General features: G+C 38.6%; 16 protein-coding genes and 1 pseudogene. 9 read left to right on the top strand and 8 right to left on the bottom strand.

The window, feature by feature from the left end:
• Positions 1-5: 5 nt before the first annotated feature.
• Genes V757_RS21730 through V757_RS21715 form a run of 4 tightly spaced genes read right to left on the bottom strand, consistent with a single transcriptional unit; the run spans position 6 to position 5,230 of the window.
• Positions 6-2,675, bottom strand: a complete 2,670-nt coding sequence (locus V757_RS21730) for a M16 family metallopeptidase (RefSeq protein WP_023951085.1) — start codon at positions 2,673-2,675, stop codon at positions 6-8.
• Positions 2,676-2,735: 60 nt separating this feature from the next.
• Positions 2,736-3,911 carry a vWA domain-containing protein gene (locus V757_RS21725; protein ID WP_023951083.1) on the bottom strand — a complete coding sequence of 392 codons (1,176 nt, stop codon included), beginning with the start codon at positions 3,909-3,911 and terminating at the stop codon, positions 2,736-2,738.
• Positions 3,912-3,927: 16 nt separating this feature from the next.
• The gene (locus V757_RS21720; protein ID WP_023951081.1) at positions 3,928-4,779 is read right to left on the bottom strand and encodes an AAA family ATPase; all 852 of its coding nucleotides are present in this window, start codon (positions 4,777-4,779) and stop codon (positions 3,928-3,930) included.
• A gap of 22 nt (positions 4,780-4,801) precedes the next feature.
• Complete coding sequence (locus V757_RS21715; RefSeq protein ID WP_023951079.1) at positions 4,802-5,230, bottom strand: DUF1841 family protein; 429 nt, start codon at positions 5,228-5,230, stop codon at positions 4,802-4,804.
• 95 nt (positions 5,231-5,325) lie between these two features.
• On the opposite strand from V757_RS21715, the gene icd reads away from it, so the two are divergent.
• From icd to V757_RS21700, 3 genes and pseudogenes are all read left to right on the top strand, one after another.
• Complete coding sequence (gene icd, locus V757_RS21710) at positions 5,326-6,591, top strand: NADP-dependent isocitrate dehydrogenase (RefSeq protein WP_023951077.1); 1,266 nt, start codon at positions 5,326-5,328, stop codon at positions 6,589-6,591.
• A 9-nt stretch (positions 6,592-6,600) separates the two neighbouring features.
• Positions 6,601-7,621, top strand: a pseudogene (trhO, locus tag V757_RS21705) (oxygen-dependent tRNA uridine(34) hydroxylase TrhO).
• 437 nt (positions 7,622-8,058) lie between these two features.
• A complete protein-coding gene (locus V757_RS21700; protein ID WP_023951075.1) occupies positions 8,059-8,406 on the top strand; it encodes a carboxymuconolactone decarboxylase family protein in 348 nt (115 codons plus the stop codon).
• A 157-nt stretch (positions 8,407-8,563) separates the two neighbouring features.
• Here the strand turns inward: V757_RS21700 and V757_RS21695 are convergent, their stop codons facing one another.
• Genes V757_RS21695 through trxB form a run of 3 tightly spaced genes read right to left on the bottom strand, consistent with a single transcriptional unit; the run spans position 8,564 to position 10,709 of the window.
• Positions 8,564-9,028, bottom strand: a complete 465-nt coding sequence (locus tag V757_RS21695; protein ID WP_023951073.1) for a DUF441 domain-containing protein — start codon at positions 9,026-9,028, stop codon at positions 8,564-8,566.
• Positions 9,029-9,067: 39 nt separating this feature from the next.
• Positions 9,068-9,760, bottom strand: coding sequence for a Smr/MutS family protein (locus V757_RS21690; protein WP_023951071.1), 693 nt, complete (start codon positions 9,758-9,760; stop codon positions 9,068-9,070).
• Positions 9,747-10,709 carry a thioredoxin-disulfide reductase gene (gene trxB, locus V757_RS21685; RefSeq protein WP_023951069.1) on the bottom strand — a complete coding sequence of 321 codons (963 nt, stop codon included), beginning with the start codon at positions 10,707-10,709 and terminating at the stop codon, positions 9,747-9,749. The genes V757_RS21690 and trxB overlap by 14 nt, the downstream gene beginning before the upstream one ends.
• Before the next feature lie 82 nt (positions 10,710-10,791).
• Here trxB and V757_RS21680 point away from each other — a divergent pair, with 82 nt between their 5' ends.
• From V757_RS21680 to yaaA, 6 genes are all read left to right on the top strand, one after another.
• Positions 10,792-13,161: a DNA translocase FtsK gene (locus tag V757_RS21680; RefSeq protein ID WP_023951067.1), complete on the top strand. Its 2,370-nt coding sequence runs from the start codon at positions 10,792-10,794 to the stop codon at positions 13,159-13,161.
• A 194-nt stretch (positions 13,162-13,355) separates the two neighbouring features.
• Positions 13,356-14,093, top strand: a complete 738-nt coding sequence (gene lolA / locus V757_RS21675; protein WP_023951065.1) for an outer membrane lipoprotein periplasmic chaperone LolA — start codon at positions 13,356-13,358, stop codon at positions 14,091-14,093.
• A gap of 6 nt (positions 14,094-14,099) precedes the next feature.
• Positions 14,100-15,443 carry a replication-associated recombination protein A gene (locus tag V757_RS21670; protein ID WP_023951063.1) on the top strand — a complete coding sequence of 448 codons (1,344 nt, stop codon included), beginning with the start codon at positions 14,100-14,102 and terminating at the stop codon, positions 15,441-15,443.
• A 74-nt stretch (positions 15,444-15,517) separates the two neighbouring features.
• Positions 15,518-16,552 carry a threonine aldolase family protein gene (locus tag V757_RS21665; RefSeq protein ID WP_031274573.1) on the top strand — a complete coding sequence of 345 codons (1,035 nt, stop codon included), beginning with the start codon at positions 15,518-15,520 and terminating at the stop codon, positions 16,550-16,552.
• Between the two features lie 45 nt (positions 16,553-16,597).
• Positions 16,598-17,935 (top strand): serine--tRNA ligase, encoded by a 1,338-nt coding sequence (gene serS, locus V757_RS21660; RefSeq protein WP_023951058.1) that lies wholly within the window; start codon positions 16,598-16,600, stop codon positions 17,933-17,935.
• 4 nt (positions 17,936-17,939) lie between these two features.
• A complete protein-coding gene (gene yaaA / locus V757_RS21655; RefSeq protein WP_023951056.1) occupies positions 17,940-18,713 on the top strand; it encodes a peroxide stress protein YaaA in 774 nt (257 codons plus the stop codon).
• Positions 18,714-18,743: 30 nt separating this feature from the next.
• Here the strand turns inward: yaaA and V757_RS28930 are convergent.
• The coding region (locus tag V757_RS28930) for a hypothetical protein (protein WP_036694478.1) at positions 18,744-19,074 on the bottom strand (331 nt) is incomplete at its 5' end.

The following is a 19,074-nucleotide window of genomic DNA, read 5'->3' as shown; positions in this document are numbered from 1 at the left end:
AAAGATTAGGCAAAATCCCCTGCATAGGCTGTACTCATCTCATTAAAGTTTAAATAGTCTCTAAAGGCGGCATTCACGTCTTCCACACTAAGTGCTTTAATGCTTTGCTCAAATTTGGCATTCCAATGAAAATCTCGCCCACTTTCTAAATAACGTAGCCAAGTTGAACTAACAACAGAATCTTGTGTACGAGCTAATGATCGAATATTAATGATGGATTCAATGCCTTGTGTAACTTCTTCAACAGAAAACCCATCACGATAAAGTTGTTCAAAGGTATCGGTAAGTACTTGCTTTAGGGTATCACGGTTGTTAGGTGAATAAATTGCTTGAATTGTCCATTCGGCAGAGGGCTCAAAAGAAGATGCATTAATGCTACTATTGATACTATAAGAGAGCCCCTTGTCAGCGCGAACAGCTTTGAATAGACGAGAGGTTTCATTACCACCAATTAAATGGTTTGCCATTACCAAGGCAGGGAAATGGGGATGAGTATTTTGAATAGGTAAATAGAGTTTACCTATGAATACTGCATTTTCTTTGTCTGGCGTCTTAATAATAAACTCTTTTCTTGGGAATTTATCATAGGGGTCAGGCATATAGTGGTAAGTTGGTGCTTTAGGCCATTTACTGAGAGTATCTTTAATTGTTTTGAGGGTTTGCTTAGCCTCAAAGCTACCAACAATAGCAATATCAATATCGCCAGCACCAAAATTAGTCTGTCTAAAAGACAAGAGTTGTTCGCTACTGATGGCTGCTACCGCCGCTATTTGCTCCTCAAAGGTCATTGCATAACGGAAATCATCTTTCTCATAATGACTTAAGTAACGATTTAAGGTGTGGGCAGCTTTAGCACCTGGTTCAGAGGAACTTGCTTGTAATGTTTGTGTGACTTGCTTTTTGAACTCATTTAGCTTATTCTCAGGGTAAGTTGCTTCTTGGATAAGATAGAAGCTAAAGTCCAATAATTGATCCAAATAGTCACTCGTTGTGGTGAGTGAAGCCACTAATTGATTGGCACTGATGTGATAGCTTAGCGAACCATTGAACGCATCTATTTGATCTTGAATTTGTTGTTGATTAAAGTTTTTTGCTCCCATCGTAATCATGGTTGCCGCAAGACCTGATAAGGTCGCTTGATTGTGTAGGCGATCTAATGCTGAAAATTTGATTCTGTATTTTGCAAATACACGATTCCCTCTAGTGGGCTTTGGCAATAACGCATAGTGAATTGTCCCATTATCAAGCGCTAAGGTACCTTTAAGCGTTTTTTCCTGAATATGTTCAGCTGATGTATCAAACGCGTCAATCAATTGATGTGTAGAATCTCCTTTATAGTTAGCAAACATATCGTTGAAATCAGGAAGCTCAATTTTTGGTGCACGTTTGATAGGCTCTGCTGGAATGTATTGTCCACTAGTACGATTGCAAGCAACAAAATATTTTTCAGCCGCTTGTTGAACTTGTTCGAGAGTTGTTTCTTTTATGCGATCTCTTTCTAAAAATAATAACCGCCAATCACCCGCAGCAATAGCTTCACTGATACTGATGCCGAGTTGTTCTGTATTGGCAAACAGTTTATTCCATTGATTTAACCAATACGTTTTGCTGCGATTAAGTTCTTCTTGAGTAAAGGGTTCATTAGCAAGATTCTCAAGAATGTGATTAAGTGTTTGTTGGCTTTCATCAATGAGTGATGAATCACTTAATTGAGCTCCAAAAATTGCTAAACCAGTACTAAATTGAGTACTAGACACACCAAAGGTATTGGATACGAGTTGTTTATCCTGTACTAAATGGCGGTAGAGGTGTCCGGATGGGCGATCACTGAGCATATTGATAGCCATATCTAGAGGGGCATAATCACTATGACTAGAAGGAGGGATATGATAAGCACTACCAATAGCAGGCATTCCCCCCGTTTTACGTAAAATAATATTTCTTTCACCGTCTTGTATAGGCTCAGCTGTAATATAGTTAGGTTGTATACTGGGTGGCTTTGGAATGCTAGAGAAAATGTCTACCACCAAAGCCAGAGTTGGCTGTATGTCAAAATAACCACTAATTGTTAAGGTAGCATTATTAGGTTGATAATAAGTATGATAGAAGGCTTGTAGTGCCTCTACACTCATCGTTGTTAAATTATCAGGGGCACCAATTGTTGGAACTCCTTGGTTATTCCAATGATAAGCAGCAGCTCGAATACGTTGAAATAGTACTTGAATAGGATTGTTTTGAGAGCGCTCACGTTCATTTAGAACAATATCTACTTCTTTTTTTAGATTTTCCTCATTAATCTGCAAATGTTGCATGGTATCGGCTTGCCAGTGTAGATACCACGATAGGGTTTCATTATTTGTGGCAAATGAAGCATAGTAATTAGTTCTATCTGTGTTAGTGCTACCATTGGCACTTAGGCCTTTTTGAGAGAATAATTCAAGGGCATTAGGATAGTTTTTGCTTCCTCTAAATACTAAGTGCTCTAATAAATGAGCCATTCCCGTTTGACCATATTGTTCGTGTCTTGAACCTACACGGTAGGTCATATTTACAGTTGTGCTAGGTTTAGAAGAATCTGGAATAAGTAATAGCTGTAAACCGTTTTCTAGACGGTATTCTGTGATGCCTTCAATGGTTTGAATAGCTGTTATTGTTTGTTTTGCAAAAGCTATCATAAAAAATTATTAAAAAAATAGTTTAAATAGTAAATATAAAGATAGTTAAAAGCTAGAAGACTATTTTGAAAGTATCTTCATAGCATTTTCAATACCTTCTACTGTGGTTGGATACATTCTATTGTGCATAATATCTTGGATGACTTGATTAGAGTGTCGATAGCGCCAGTAACGTTCTGGTTCAGGATTTAGCCAGACATAGTTGGGCCAGGCAGTAATCAATCTGTTCAGCCACGTTTCACCTGTTTCTTTGTTATAGTGTTCCACAGATCCACCGGACTGTAGAATTTCGTAAACACTCATGCTTGCATCACCAATAAAAATAACACGCCAATCAGCATTAAATTTATTGAGTACATCCCAAGTGGATATATAGTCCCGTTTATTCTGAGCATTATAACGCCATAGTTTTTCATACACACAGTTATGAAAATAATAGACTTCCAGATGCTGGAACTCGCTACTAGCCGCAGAAAATAATTCTTCAATAAGTTGAATATGGTCATCCATGCTACCACCGATATCGAGTAGGAGTAGTACTTTTATCGAATTATGACGTTCAGGAATCATCTTTATATCTAGATAACCAGCATTTTGTGCGGTACTTTTGATGGTATTATCCAAGTCAAACTCTAATGAGGAACTATCTCGTGCAAAGCGCCGTAAGCGTCTCAGAGCTAATTTGAAATTTCGAGTACCTATTTCTTGTTGATTATCATAAGCTTTAAATTGTCTTTCTTCCCAGACTTTAATTGCTGTCCGATGACCAGCAGATTCCCCTCCAATGCGATAACCTTCGGGATGGTAACCACTATTGCCAAAAGGAGAAGTACCACCAGTACCTATCCACTTATTACCACCAGCATGACGTTCTTTTTGTTCCTCTAGTCTTTGTTTAAAGAGCTCTAATAGTTTTTCCCAACCATGTTTTTCAATCGCGGCTTTTTCTTCATCAGTGAGTTGTTTTTGAAATTCTTTTATTAACCATTCTATCGGAATTTCTTTACGCTGCTGAGATATAGATGCTTCAATTTTTTGTGCAAATAAGGCAAATGCTTGGTCAAATTTATCAAATTGACTCTCATCTTTAATTAAGATCAGACGTGCAAGATAATAGAAATCCTCTAGAGTAGGAGACATAATTGGACGACGTAAAGCATCCAGTAATGTTAAAAACTCTTTAACAGAGACAGGAATTTGTAGTTGTCGAAGATGGAAAAAAAACGCTAGCAACATGATAAGAGTTACTATTTTACTGTGGAGAATTTATGTTAAATAAACGGTCAAGTAACAACATATCTTGTTCGTTTTTAATTAAAGCACCACTCATTATTGGTCTATGTGCTGGTTTACTTAAATCATTGGCAGAAAAAGCACTAGCCATTAATAGAGAAATCCAGTCCAAAAATTCGGAGGTAGATGGTTTTTTCTTTAATCCAGGGATGGCTCTTAATTGGAAAAACTGTTGGCTTGCTATAGCTAATAATTCCTGATCTATATGCGGGAAATGTGTTAGCACAATTGCTTTAAGTGTATCGGCATCAGGAAAGTTAATATAGTGGAAAAAGCAACGACGTAAAAAAGCATCAGGTAGCTCTTTTTCATTATTAGAGGTAATAATCACCAGAGGTCTATGTTTGGCTTGTACAAACTCTTGAGTTTCATATACTAAAAATTCCATTTGATCTAATTCTCTGAGTAAATCATTTGGAAACTCAATATCCGCTTTATCAATTTCATCAATCAAAACAACACAAGGCTCATCAGCAGTGAATGCTTGCCACAATACTCCTTTTTTAATGTAGTTAGCAATATGGTGTACTTTTGCATCACCTAATTGCGAATCACGTAAACGAGAAACCGCATCATATTCATATAGGCCTTGTTGTGCTTTAGTCGTTGATTTAATCGGCCATTGTAGTAGTGTGCGTTTCAGAGATTGAGCGACTTCTTGAGCAAGCATGGTTTTACCCGTACCAGGCTCTCCCTTAATTAATAAAGGTCTTTGCAATTGCAGTGCCGCATTAACAGCCAGTTTTAAGTCCTCAGTGGCAATATAGTGTTCAGTACCATCAAAACGTGGTGTGCTATGTGTTGGCTGCATAAAGTTTCCTTAATGGTATTAATTAATGTTTATTGATTCTTTTTTGAAGTAGCTCTAAATATAAATTGTTATTTAAGGGTGTCCCCAAACGTTGTGATTCCCAGATAACCTGTCCAAGACATTCCATAATTTCGTGCATAGCCTCATGAGGGTTAGATTTTTGAGCTAGTTGTTCAAAAATGTTTTTGATGCCAGGAGGGCTATTGATGGAAATTTGTTCCTCAATAGCTAGGTGCATGGACAAATGTAGAAAAGGATTTGTTTGACCTTTGCTAATTGAAAACTCTTGTTCTTTGGCTTCTGCTGAGGATAAAAGGCTATGATATTCGGGATGTTCTAGTATCCATTTTAGGGCAATCGATTCAATAGGCGCTAAAACGCTTTTATTTTGATGTTTTTGCCAAGTGGATAAAAAAAATTCTCGAACCTGGTCTCGGGTAGGATTAAACATAACAGAGTATCAGCCTTATAAGGAATAAGAGTAAAATAGTAGCAATTAGGTTATTATAATGGAATCCTTAATTTTATGATTTTATGGGGAATACTGTGTCATATCAACATATTCAAGTACCACTAAATGGACAAAAAATAACTGTTAATGATGACGATACTTTATCAGTACCGTCAAATCCGATTATTCCCTTTATTGAAGGCGATGGTGTGGGTGTAGATGTCACACCAGTGATGATTGATGTGGTCAACGCTGCTGTTGAGAGAGCTTATCATGGCGAACGACAAATTCACTGGATGGAAATCTATGCAGGCGACAAAGCAATTAAAGTCTATGGTGAAAATGACTACTTACCTCAGGAAACAGTAGATGTTATTAGAGATTATGCTGTCTCTATCAAAGGTCCTTTGAGTACACCAGTTGGTGGTGGTATACGCTCTTTGAATGTCGCTATTCGCCAATCATTGGATTTATATGTTTGTTTGCGTCCGGTGCGTTATTTGAAAGGTGTTCCTTCGCCATTACTTCATCCTCAAAAAACAGATATGGTTATTTTTAGAGAAAACTCAGAAGATATTTATGCTGGTATTGAGTTTCAAGCAGGCTCTGAACAAGCCGCTAAATTAATAGAGTTTCTCACTAAAGAGCTAGGGGTTAATAAGGTTAGATTCCCAGCGACTTCGGGTATTGGTATTAAACCCGTTTCGCAAGAGGGTACCGAGCGCTTAGTGCGTAAAGCCATTCAATATGCTATTGACTTTGATAAGCCAAATGTGACGTTAGTGCATAAAGGCAATATTATGAAATATACGGAAGGTAGTTTCCGTGATTGGGGATATGCGTTAGCACAAAGAGAGTTTGGGGCAGAGGTGATTGATAATGGTCCATGGTGCCGCCTCAAAAATCCAAATACTGGTCGTGAGATTATTATCAAAGACGTGATTGCAGATGCGTTTATGCAGCAAATTTTATTACGTCCTGTCGAGTTTTCAGTTATTGCGACATTAAATCTTAATGGTGACTATATTTCCGATGCTTTAGCGGCTCAAGTAGGGGGGATTGGTATTGCGCCTAGTGCAAACTTATCAGCCAAGGTGGCGTTATTTGAATCGACTCATGGTACAGCACCACGCTATGCAGGTAAGGATTATGTGAATCCAAGCTCGTTAATTTTGGCGGCTGAAATGATGTTACGTCATATTGGTTGGATAGAGGCGGCAGATTTAATTATTAAATCAATGGAAAAAGCTATTCAGTCTAAAAAAGTAACTTATGACTTTGCTCGATTGATGGAAGGGGCGGCTCAAGTGAGTTGTTCTGGGTTTGGGCAGGTCATTATTAACCACATGAAAAATGATTGAGAATAAATAATGTCTGACTTTAGTATTGCTGCCTTATATAAATTTGTTGATTTGCCCGATTTTGAACAATTACAAGAACCGATTCAAAAAGTGGCAGATGATAATGATATTAAGGGTATTTTATTATTAGCTCGAGAGGGTATTAACGGTACCATAGCGGGATCAGCGCAAGGTATTGCTAATATGTTAGCGTACTTGCGTAGTAATCCTCGTTTGGCTGACTTAGTGCACAAAGAATCATACTCTGATGATAAAGCACCTTTCCATCGCTTACGTGTCAGGTTAAAGAAAGAAATTGTCACCATGGGACAACCTAATGTTAACGCATTAAATGCAGGTATTTATGTTAAACCAGAAGACTGGAATGCGTTGATTTCTGATCCTGATGTTGTCGTTGTGGATACGAGGAATGATTATGAGGTTGGTATTGGTACTTTTAAAGGTGCTATCAATCCTCATACGACTAGTTTTAGGCAGTTTCCTGATTGGGTTCAAGAAGAGGCAAAAGAGGGCGGTGTACTAGATAAGAAAAAAAACTAAAAAAGTAGCGATGTTCTGTACTGGTGGTATTCGTTGCGAAAAATCTACGGCTTATATGAAATCACAAGGGTTTGATGAAGTCTATCATTTAGAAGGAGGCATTCTAAAGTATTTAGAGACTGTTCCCGCTGAAAAAAGTCTTTGGGAGGGGCAGTGCTTTGTTTTCGATGATCGTGTATCTGTAGGTCACCAATTAGTGCCGGGTGAATATATTCAGTGCCGAGCATGCCGTCATCCGTTAAGCAAAGAAGATACAGCATCACCTTATTATGTACGTGGAGAAAGCTGTCCTTATTGCTATGACAAAATTAGTCCTGAACAGAAATCACGGTTTCGTGAGCGTCAAAAGCAAGTGGATTTAGCTAGATCTCGATCAGAATCTCATTTGGGCGCTAATATGCTAGAACAAATGGCTAAACGCAGGGCAGAAAAGGCACGTCAAAAAGAAATGGCTCGTCAGCGTAACCTGCAGACGAACAATGATAAGTAATTTCATATAAGTATTAACCCAAATAGGGAAAAACCTAGATGAAAATGTTGCTGTAAACTTGCATAATGAACACATGCAGGGGAGGAGACAAACTCTGCATTTAAGGAGAGTGGTACAAATAGTTCATCAGTAGTTATTTGTGCTGTGCAGTAGAGATGGCGACTAGTGTATGAGATTAATCATCAACTATCGTTCAAGCTAATAAATATAAACAAATTAAACAACGACAAAAAATGAACCCCATAGATTTTTATTTATGGGGTTCATTTTTTATTTATTTCATTCCTTATTATTTATTATTCAAGCATATTTAAAAATTATAACATTTAAAATATTAAATATGATGTAGTGTAAATAATCTGTCTTGAATCACGAAGTTATCACGTATTTACCAAGAAAGATTATCTATTAACTATATTATTATTTAGGAGCGAATAATGAGTAAATCTTATTTAGAAATTACCCAACGAGTGTCAAGCAATATGGGTAAATTACGCAAAGAAGTCCCTAGTGTCTTAAAGTCATTTAGTGACATGGCTGCTGCTTCTTTAGTAGATGGTGCGTTAAGCAAAAAAGAGAAAGAGTTTTTAGCTTTAGCTATTGCAGTGACTCAACGTTGTGATCCGTGCATTGGTTTTCACACTAAGGCATTAGCTAACTTAGGGGCAACGAGAGAGGAAGTAGCAGAGGCATTAGGTGTATGCGTGTATATGGGCGGTGGGCCTGCACTAATGTATGCAGCTGATGCTATGCAGGCTTTTGAAGAATTTACAAAGGCTGATTAATAACTCTGTATGGTTAGGCTTGACCTTGCTGAGTATGGAGGGTAATAAAGTAGCACTAGAGGCACAGGCTTTCTGTTTGTATGATAAAGTGATTTATTAAGTGATGATGAGGAAAGCCTGTCTGATAATATTAAATAATCGGAGGTAAATAGCTTACTTAATGCTCAACTACATTTAAGAGTAGAGCCAGTACTCCGGCAGCAATCAAAGGACCAACGGGAATTCCTTTAAAGAATGTTACGCCAATAACGGTGCCAATAATAAGTCCTGTAATAAGAGTAGGCTGTAATGTCATGAGACTTACCCCTTTGCCTCCTAACCAAGCAACGAAAATACCAACTACTATGGCTAGAATAAGCTTCCAATTAGTCACTAGTTCTAGTATGGGAGGGAGTTGTACTTTCCCTGATACGAGAGGACTTAGTACGCCTATGGTTAAAATAATAATGCCAATGCTTAAGCCATTGCGTGCAATCCAAGGAACATAGACCGATAGTGCGGTTTGTTGCATAATTAACAATACACAAGCAGAAATAGTGATGGCATTGTTATGGCTAATAACACCAAGAGCGATTAAGACGAGTAATAAGCCAGCTACTGAATCAAAATGAAAGTTAAACATATATTAGAACTACATAAATAAGGTTTCAAAAAAGAGGAATCAATTTTTACATAAAATTAATAATGCACCATCTCCTCCTAAGTTGTCAGGAGCGGTAACAAAAGCAGCTACTTTATCTAAGTCTTTTAACCATGAAATAACGCGTGGTTTTAGAACTGTTTCCCCTTCTTTTGAACCATAGCCTTTACCATGAATAATCATAAAACATTTAACATTGTGTTCAAAACAAGTATGCACAAAGCTATCAAAACGCTGTGTAGCTTGCTCTAGGTTAGAACCATGTAGATCTAGGGTTGCTTCAATCGGCCATACAAGTTGCTTTAGTTTTTTAATGACATCTTTCCCCATACCTGTAGAGAGAAAGTAGTGGCTATCATCATTTAGCATAGCGTGTTGTTTAGGTATAGGTGTTGTGGTGGCGGTTCTTGTTCTCTTAGGCAATATTGGTGTAGAGTTACCTTCGGCTTGTTCACGTTTGGCTCGATAATAGTCAGTATTTTTAAGGACACCGGCTTTACGATCAACACGATTGGTATTAGTCAGTGGAGTAACCCCTTTTACTGTTTGGTGAAACAGTTTGATATCCTCAGGACTCAGAGGAGGGGCTTTTCCCTCCTGAAGAGCTAATTGCTTTTGTTGCTCATGTTGTTGCTTTTGGTGCAATACCTGTTCTTTGGTAAATTGTTTTTGCAGTTTCTTAAGTGACTGCAAATCTCCTTTAATTGCTTTCATTTTCTTCTAACCAACGTTGAGCATCCAGTGCCGCCATACATCCAGTACCTGCGCTAGTAATAGCTTGGCGGTAAATAGTATCTTGTACATCGCCAGCGGCAAATACGCCAGGTACTGATGTCATTGTTGCTAAACCATCATGACCTGACTTAGTCAGAATATAGCCGTCTTTCATTGCCAATTGACCTTCGAAAATACTGGTATTGGGTGAGTGTCCAATGGCAATAAAGGCACCTGTTACAGGAATAGTTTCTAGTTCGCCAGTATCGGTATGTTTAATGCGAACAGCAGTTACTCCAGAGGAATCGCCTAAAATTTCATCAACAACGGCATTAAGACGTAACTCCATTGTATTGGTCTTAACTTTTTCCATCATTTTGTCAATCATGATAGGTTCGGCACGGAATTTATCACGACGATGAATGACATAGACTTTGCGTACGATATTTGAAAGATATAGTGCTTCTTCAACAGCTGTATTACCACCACCAACGACAACGACATCTTGATTACGATAAAAAAAGCCATCGCAAGTAGCGCAGGCGGAGACGCCTTTACCCATAAAGGCCTCTTCACTTGGCAAACCTAAATAGCGTGCAGAAGCACCTGTAGCAATAATCAGGCTATCACAGGTATAGGTATTACCCATATCAGAAGATAAGGTAAAGGGACGTTTGGATAAATCAATGTTTGTAATATGATCAAAAACAACGTTTGTATCAAAACGTTGAACATGTTTTAAAAAACGTTCCATTAGTTCTGGGCCTTGAACACCGTCAACATCAGCAGGCCAGTTATCAATTTCAGTGGTTGTCATCAATTGACCGCCTTGTGCTAAACCTGTAATTAGCATAGGTTTTAAATTGGCACGAGCAGCATAGAGTGCAGCCGTATAACCAGCAGGTCCTGATCCTAAAACGATTACTTTAGCATGTTGAGTAGTAGACATGGAATATTCACTCCTGAGAATGTTTTACATTCTTTGATAGTTGTTTAGTTATAATATAAAAAAGTAATTATAAATGAGTTTTATGGCACGTACTAAAAATACTTCTGAAAAACGTTACCCTCGTGGTGTAAGAAACGAACCCGAACAATCTCCAAAACCAAATCGTATCATCTCCATGATTGTGGAGGCGAAAGGGTTGATTTACCTTGCTATTACGGCAGCTTTAGCTGTATTGTTATTCTCTTGGGATATTAATGATCCAGGATGGGTAAGTACTACATCTAGTCCTAATCCAGAGGTTAAAAATCTGATGGGTAAATTAGGGGCGGTGACGGCTAATATTCTGTACTATGCAGCAGGGGCTTCTATTTGGTGGTTAGTCATTCTGGCTGCTCAGAGAACTTATGTCGCGTTTAAAAGTGTGATTAAGACTATTGTGATTGATCCTGAACAGGCAATTCCTGGTATTCGTTGGAATGTTTGGATTGGTTTTATCCTCGTGCTTCTTGGTTCAATGGGTATTGAGGCTAGTCAAGCACGTTTCTTTGAAATGGGGTTTCCTGGCGGTCCAGGCGGTATTCTTGGGCAAATGTTTGCCAGTTCGTTACAAACTTATATTGGCGTGGGACCTGCGGCAATCGTTCTCTTAGTGATGTTCTTATTAGGCTTAAGTTTATTTTTTAATTTCTCGTGGTTATCGTTAGCTGAGAAAATTGGTATGTTTATTCAAGGGGTAATCAATCGATTCGCTAACAAACGTGATGAGGAAGAAGATCGCAAGATTGGTGAGCAAGCAGCAGAAGTGCGAGCGACAAGTGTGGAGTCGCATAAAGTTGAGTTACCAGTCCATAATGAGCCAATACGTATTGAGCCTGCTATTAAACAAGTCAAACCTGCGACTCAAGTAACACAGCAAATTAAACAGCCTCAATTATTTACCGAACCAAAAGAAGCCGGACGCTCTGAGCTACCTTCTATTGAATTATTGGATCCACCGTCAGAAATGATTGAAACGGTATCGCCCGAAACTATTGAGTTTAATTCACGATTAATTGAGTTGAAGCTTAAAGATTTCAATGTAGAAGTAAAAGTAGTGGCCGCTCAAGCTGGTCCAGTTATTACACGCTATGAAATAGAGCCAGCGACAGGTGTTAGAGGGACAACAATTGTCAACCTCAGTAAAGACTTGGCTCGTGCACTAAGCTTAGTGCGTTTACGTGTAGTGGAAACCATTCCTGGTAAAAATCTTATGGGCATTGAGTTACCAAATCCGCGAAGACAGATGGTAAATCTATCAGAGATTATTGGCTCGGAGGTATATCACAATAGTAGTTCCTTATTAACTATGGTGCTTGGTAAGGATATTGCGGGTAATCCAGTCGTTGCAGATTTAGCGAAAATGCCTCACTTATTGGTAGCAGGGACAACAGGGTCTGGTAAATCAGTTGGTATTAATGCCATGATTTTATCGATTTTGTATAAAGCAGATCCAAATGAAGTGAAGTTAATTCTGATTGACCCTAAGATGTTGGAAATGAGTGTTTACGAAGGTATTCGCCATTTATTAGCGCCTGTGGTTACCGATATGCGACAAGCGGCTAATGCACTCAATTGGTGTGTAGCAGAGATGGAACGTCGCTATAAGCTTATGAGTAAGATGGGTGTACGCAATGTTGCCTCTTACAATAATAAAATTCGTGATGCGGAGAAAAAAGGGGAAAAAATTTACAACCCATTTTCATTGACACCAGAGGATCCAGAACCATTAAGCACTTTCCCATTAATTGTTGTCATCATTGATGAGTTAGCCGACTTAATGATGGCAATGGATAAAAAGAAAATTGAAGAATTAATTGCACGTTTGGCTCAAAAGGCTCGTGCAGCAGGTATTCATTTAATTCTAGCTACTCAGCGTCCAAGTGTCGATGTAATTACTGGGTTAATTAAAGCAAACGTTCCAACACGTATTTCTTTCCAAGTGTCGACTAAGATTGACTCACGGACTATTCTTGATCAGATGGGGGCAGAGTCCTTATTAGGTCAGGGTGATATGCTATATATGCCACCTGGATCAGGTGTGCCATTACGTGTGCATGGTGCTTTTGTGGATGATGATGAAGTTCATAGAGTTGTTGAGTTCTTAAAAACTCAAGGTGAGCCAGAATATGTTGAGGGCATTTTAGAAGGTGTGAGTTCTTCTGATAGTCTAGATGGTGTAGGTGGTGTCTTTGGCGGTGATGGTGAGAAAGATGAGCTTTATGATCAAGCGGTAGAAATTGTATTACGTACTCGTAAAGCATCTATTTCTTCTGTACAACGACACTTACGGATTGGTTATAACCGTGCGGCACGTTTATTGGAGCAAATGGAGGCTTCTGGTTTGGTTTCGCCTATGCAATCAAATAATAATCGTGAAATTTTAGTGCCTGCATCACAAAATGCTGAGGATTAACTTACTTTTATGTGAAATTACAAAGGAAATAATATATTAGGATTTAGTATCAAACCTGCGCGCCGAAAGTACGCTATTTTTAATAGTCTAAAATCATTTCATGATTGAAATAGTTTTTTGTTTTTACCTATAGGCAAAGGGTTAAAAATCAGTTAAAAAATAATTTTGACAGCTCCTTTAAGGAAATTGTTTACATGAAAAAAACAACACTTATTCTTTCTATTAGTGCGGCAGTGTTAAGCTCTAGTTTAGTATTTGCTCAAGAAGGAAAAATTAACGTTAATCCAGACTTATTGGCACCTAACTCTAGTTTACAAGTAGACTTAAGCAATGTAAGTTTTAATGAGATTCCAAAAGTAGAAAATAAAGTTAAAACAGATGCTCGTCAGCAATTGAATGACTTCGTTAAGAATATTAAATCGGCAACTGGGCAGTTTGCTCAAGCTACTGTCGGTGGCAAAAAAGCTAAGCCAGCAGAGTCTGGTGATTTTTCGTTTCAACGACCAGGTAAATTTGTATGGAATGTGACTAAACCATTGGCACAATCCATTATTTCAGACGGTCAAACAGTTTATCAATATGACCCAGATTTGATGCAAGTAACAGAGCGTTCGGCTAAAAATGCAGTAGGGGCGTCACCTGCATCAGTATTATTTGGTACAGGCAGCTTAGAGCAAAACTTTACGGTTAAAGTTTTACCTGCAAAAGATGGCGTTGAGTGGTTGCGTGCAACACCGAAGGTCTCTGATGCGGGAATGAAATATATGGATATTGCTTTTGCCAATAATTTGCCAGCTGAGTTAAAAATAGTGGATTCTTTTGGTCAAACAACAACGATCAAGCTACGCAATTTTAAAGCTAATGTTGCTATTCCTGCATCAAGCTTCAAATTTAATGCACCTAAGGGTGTTGACCGTGTTCGCTTAAATTAAATTCCTATGCAACAACAGGACGTAGATTTATTTTCGCAGAAATTGTTAAATGTTCCTTTAGCGGAGCAGCTGCGTCCTAAACATATTTCTGACGTTGTTGGTCAGACACATTTATTAGCAGAAGGTAAACCTCTACAAATTGCTTTCCAATCCGGGCGTCCTCATTCTATGATTTTTTGGGGACCACCCGGCGTGGGTAAAACCACGTTGGCTCGATTAATGGCAAATGGTTTTGATGCCCAGTTTATCGCTATATCTGCTGTTTTAGGTGGTGTTAAAGATATTCGTGAGGCTGTTCAAACAGCACAAATTGCTCAGTCACAGGGGCGAAAAACTATTTTATTTGTTGATGAAGTTCATCGATTTAATAAGTCACAACAAGATGCTTTTTTACCCTATGTAGAAAGTGGTTTATTTACTTTTATTGGTGCAACAACAGAAAACCCTTCGTTTGAGGTTAATTCAGCCTTATTGTCACGGGCTAGAGTCTATGTCTTAGAAGCCTTAAAACCAGAAGAGCTCAATATACTGATTGATAGAGCCTTAAATGTTGTGAATCAAACGCATCCCGAAACGCCTTTTATCATTGATGAAAAGGCAAGAGAATATTTGTGTTATTGGGCGGATGGTGATGGACGACGACTGATTAATGCGACAGAAGTGATTTTAGAATCTGCTCTCAATATGGGAGAATTTACCATCACTTCAGAATGGTTGGAAAAGTTTTTGCCTCAAAGTTTACGTCGCTTCGATAAGGGTGGCGATGCTTTTTATGATCAAATTAGTGCCTTACACAAGTCTGTGCGTGGTTCGAATCCTGATGCAGCATTATATTGGCTGACACGGATGCTAGATGGAGGGGCTGATCCTAAATATTTGTCTAGGCGTATTATTCGTATGGCATGGGAAGATATTGGATTAGCCGATCCTAGGGCGATGCAGATTGCTAATGATGCAGCAGCAACTTATGAGCGATTAGGGAGTCCAGAAGGGGAGTTAGCATTGGCTCAAGCAGTTATTTACTTGGCTATTGCGGCTAAGAGTAATGCTGGGTATATGGCTTATAATCAGGCAAAAGCCTTTGTGCAAAATGATAAATCACGTTCAGTGCCTATCCATTTGCGAAATGCCCCTACTAAATTAATGAAAGAATTAGGGCATGGTAAATCGTATCGTTATGCTCATGATGAACCTAATGCCTATGCTGCGGGAGAAACTTATTTGCCTGAAGGTATGGATAATCCTCATTGGTATAGACCTGTCCCACGTGGTTTAGAGATTAAAATAGCTGAAAAATTAGCCTTGTTAGAACAATGGGATCAAGAAGCTCGTAAAAATAATAAATCCTAAAATCTTTTTTATTGTTTGTTCACTATTTAGCTCGGTTACAATAATACCGTTAATATTTTTAGATAGGTTGTATGATGCAAGCACAGCAGTTTGCAAGTGATAATTATGCGGGTATTTGTCCAGAAGCATGGCAAGCAATGCAGGCTGCCAATGGGGGATCCGCCATCGCCTACGGTGATGATGAATGGACAGAAAAAGCATCTGATGGTTTTCGTCAATTATTTCAAACAGATGCAGAGGTATTTTTTGTTTTTAATGGGACAGCAGCTAACTCACTTGCCTTAGCTGCTTTATGCCAATCGTACCATAGTGTTATTTGTAGCTCTTTTGCTCATGTTGAAACAGATGAGTGTGGGGCGCCTGAATTTTTTTCTAATGGGTCTAAATTATTAGTAGCGCCCACGACTGATGGTAAATTAACCCCTGAAGTGATTCGTCAGTTGGCACTGAGTCGTACGGATATTCATTTTCCAAAACCAAGAGTAGTAACGATTACTCAGCCAACAGAAACAGGTCTGGTCTATACCGTTGAAGAAATTAAGGCCATTTCTGCTGTATGTAAAGAATTAAATTTACGCCTACATATGGATGGGTCAAGGTTTGCTCATGCATGTGAGTTTTTAGGTTGTGAGCCTGCTGATATTAGTTGGAAAGCAGGTGTTGATGTACTTTGCTTTGGTGGTACGAAAAATGGCATGGCTGTAGGTGAGGCGGTGTTATTTTTTAACAAAGAGTTAGCCGAAGATTTTGATTATCGTTGTAAACAAGCAGGTCAGTTAGCCTCAAAAATGCGTTTCTTAGCAGCACCTTGGGTTGGTATGTTGGAAACGGGGGCATGGTTGAAGAATGCACAACGTGCAAATCAATCGGCTCGTTATTTGGCTGAAAATATTAAAAATTGTCCCGGTATACAATTGATGTTTCCCGTTCAAGCGAATGGTGTATTTGTAAGTGCTAGTGAACAAGTACTCGAAAAATTACGAACCAAAGGTTGGCGTTTTTATACCTTTATTGGTGGAGGGGCTCGCTTTATGTTTGCTTGGGATGCTCAACAAGAACGAATTGACCAACTTATCGCGGATATTAAATCAGCGAGTCAAGAAGTATAATAATCGTTATACAGTTTAACTTTAAATTAATGTGGATATAGAAAAATGTTAGATCCTGTTTTATTGCGTAAAGATATTCAGTTTGTCATTGCTCAATTAGCCCGTCGAGGTTTGTCTTTTGATGTAGAGCGTTTTAATCAATTAGAAGCTTCGCGCAAAGAAGTACAAGTTGAAACAGAAAATTTACAAGCTAGTCGCAATGCATTGGCTAAAGAAATTGGTAAATTGAAATCGCAAGGTCAGGATGCTAGCGAAATCATGGCTAAGGCGGCTGCCATACCAGATCAATTAAAACAATTAGAAGAAAAATTATCGAGTATTAAAAATGAGTTAGATGCTTGGTTGATGACAATTCCTAACTTGCCACATGAATCTGTGCCTATGGGTAAAGATAGTGATGAAAATGTGGAGCAACGTCGTTGGTTCCCTGATGGGGGGTATCAGTCTAATCGAGAGCCAGAAGCTTTTGCGTTTGAGGTTCAAGATCATGTTTCATTAGGTGAAAAGCTAGGTTTGGAGTTTGATACGGCGGTAAAACTGTCTGGTTCTCGTTTTGCGTTTATGCGTGGTGCAGTTGCTCGACTCCATAGAGCATTAGCACAATTTATGCTGGATACGCATACTTCTTTACATGGTTATACAGAATGCTATACGCCATATATTGTTAATGCTAGTACCCTGTTTGGTACAGGTCAATTGCCTAAATTTAAAGAAGATATGTTCTGGGTAACTAAGGGTGGGGACGATGTCGATGAAAATGGTCAAGTTGTTCCGAAAGAGGAGCTTTATCTCATTTCAACCTCTGAAATTACACTAACAAGTACGGTTAAAGATAGTATTGTTGCTAGTACTGATTTGCCTATTCGTTTGACAGCGCATAGCCCTTGCTTCCGTTCTGAAGCGGGAAGTGGTGGACGTGATACCAGAGGAATGATTCGTCAGCATCAGTTTGATAAAGTAGAAATGGTACAAATTGTTAAGCCAGAAACATCTTACGAAACGTTAGAGCAAATGACTGGACATGCAGAAAAAATTCTACAATTATTAAAACTACCTTATCGAGTTGTGCTGTTGTGTACTGGTGATATGGGCTTTGGCTCTAGCAAAACCTATGATTTAGAAGTATGGATTCCTTCACAAAATACATGGCGTGAGATTTCATCAGTATCTAACTGTGAAGCTTTCCAAGCCAGACGTATGGGGGCTCGTTATAAAAATGAGCAGGGTAAAAATGAGTATCTACATACTCTTAATGGTTCAGGATTGGCAGTTGGACGTGCATTAGTAGCAGTGATGGAAAACTACCAACAAGCAGATGGCAGTATTGTTGTGCCAGAAGTATTAAGACCATATATGGGTGGCGTAGAAGTATTAAAGGCGTAAGAGTATGCTATTCCTATTATCTCCAGCAAAGAAACTTGATTATGATACGCCATTAAGCGTAGAGAAACACACACAGCCTTTATTTGTTAAACAAGCTCAAGAACTGATCACGGTTTTGCGTAAAAAATCAGTGCAGGATATTGCTGAGTTAATGTCTCTTAGTCAAGCATTATCAGAATTAAATGTAACTCGCTATGCAGAGTGGAAACCAACATTTTCGTTGGAAAACTCTCGTCAAGCAATCTTAGCGTTTAATGGAGATGTATATGAAGGTTTAAATGCTACGACATTAACGGCTAAACAATTAGAGTGGGCACAGGATCATATGGCAATTTTGAGTGGTCTTTATGGCGTATTGCGTCCATTAGATTTGATGCAGGCGTATCGCCTTGAAATGGGAACTCGTCTGGAAACCCCCAAAGGAAAAAATCTTTATGAGTTTTGGGGGAATCAAATTGCTAATTATCTGAATGAAAGATTATCAGCAGAAAAAGAGCCTATTATTATTAATTTAGCGTCTGAAGAATATTTCAAATCGGTAGACTTAAAAGCACTCAAGGCGAGAGTTGTACAATGCGTATTCCAAGAGTATAAAAATGGTACTTATAAGGTTGTGAGCTTCAATGCTAAACGTGCTAGAGGTTTAATGACTCGTTATGCCATTGAGCATCAGGCGAAAAAACCTAGTGACTTATTGGCTTTTGATGTGGAGGACTATGCTTATGATAAGTCCGTTTCGTCAGAGGATAAGTTAGTTTTTCGCCGCCGATTGGATTAAGCAGCCGATCATTATTCAGTAATTAAACGTTCAAGATACTTGTTTTTCAAACAAGTATCTTTTTTTACATTTAATCCTTTCTCTGGGGATTTTGACATGCCGCCTTTCGTTTTGGTGAGTAGATATAAACGGCTGATAATAACGAGCGAAAGCCTGCACGCCGAAATGGCCAAGATACTTGTTTTTCAAACAAGTATCTTTTTTATATTTAATCCTTTCTCTGGGGATTTTGACGTGCCGCCTTTCGCTTTGGTGGGTGGGCATTGAACGGGGTTGATGATAAAAGGCGAAAGCCTGCACGCCGAAATGGTCAAGATACTTGTTTTTCAAACAAGTATCTTTTTTACATTCTGATCCCTGA

Origin of the sequence: Pelistega indica (assembly GCF_000506865.1) — a bacterium.
Taxonomy (GTDB): domain Bacteria; phylum Pseudomonadota; class Gammaproteobacteria; order Burkholderiales; family Burkholderiaceae_B; genus Taylorella; species Taylorella indica.
The sequence above is the reverse complement of the archived record's forward strand: the minus strand, read 5'-3'. Positions and strand labels throughout refer to the sequence as shown.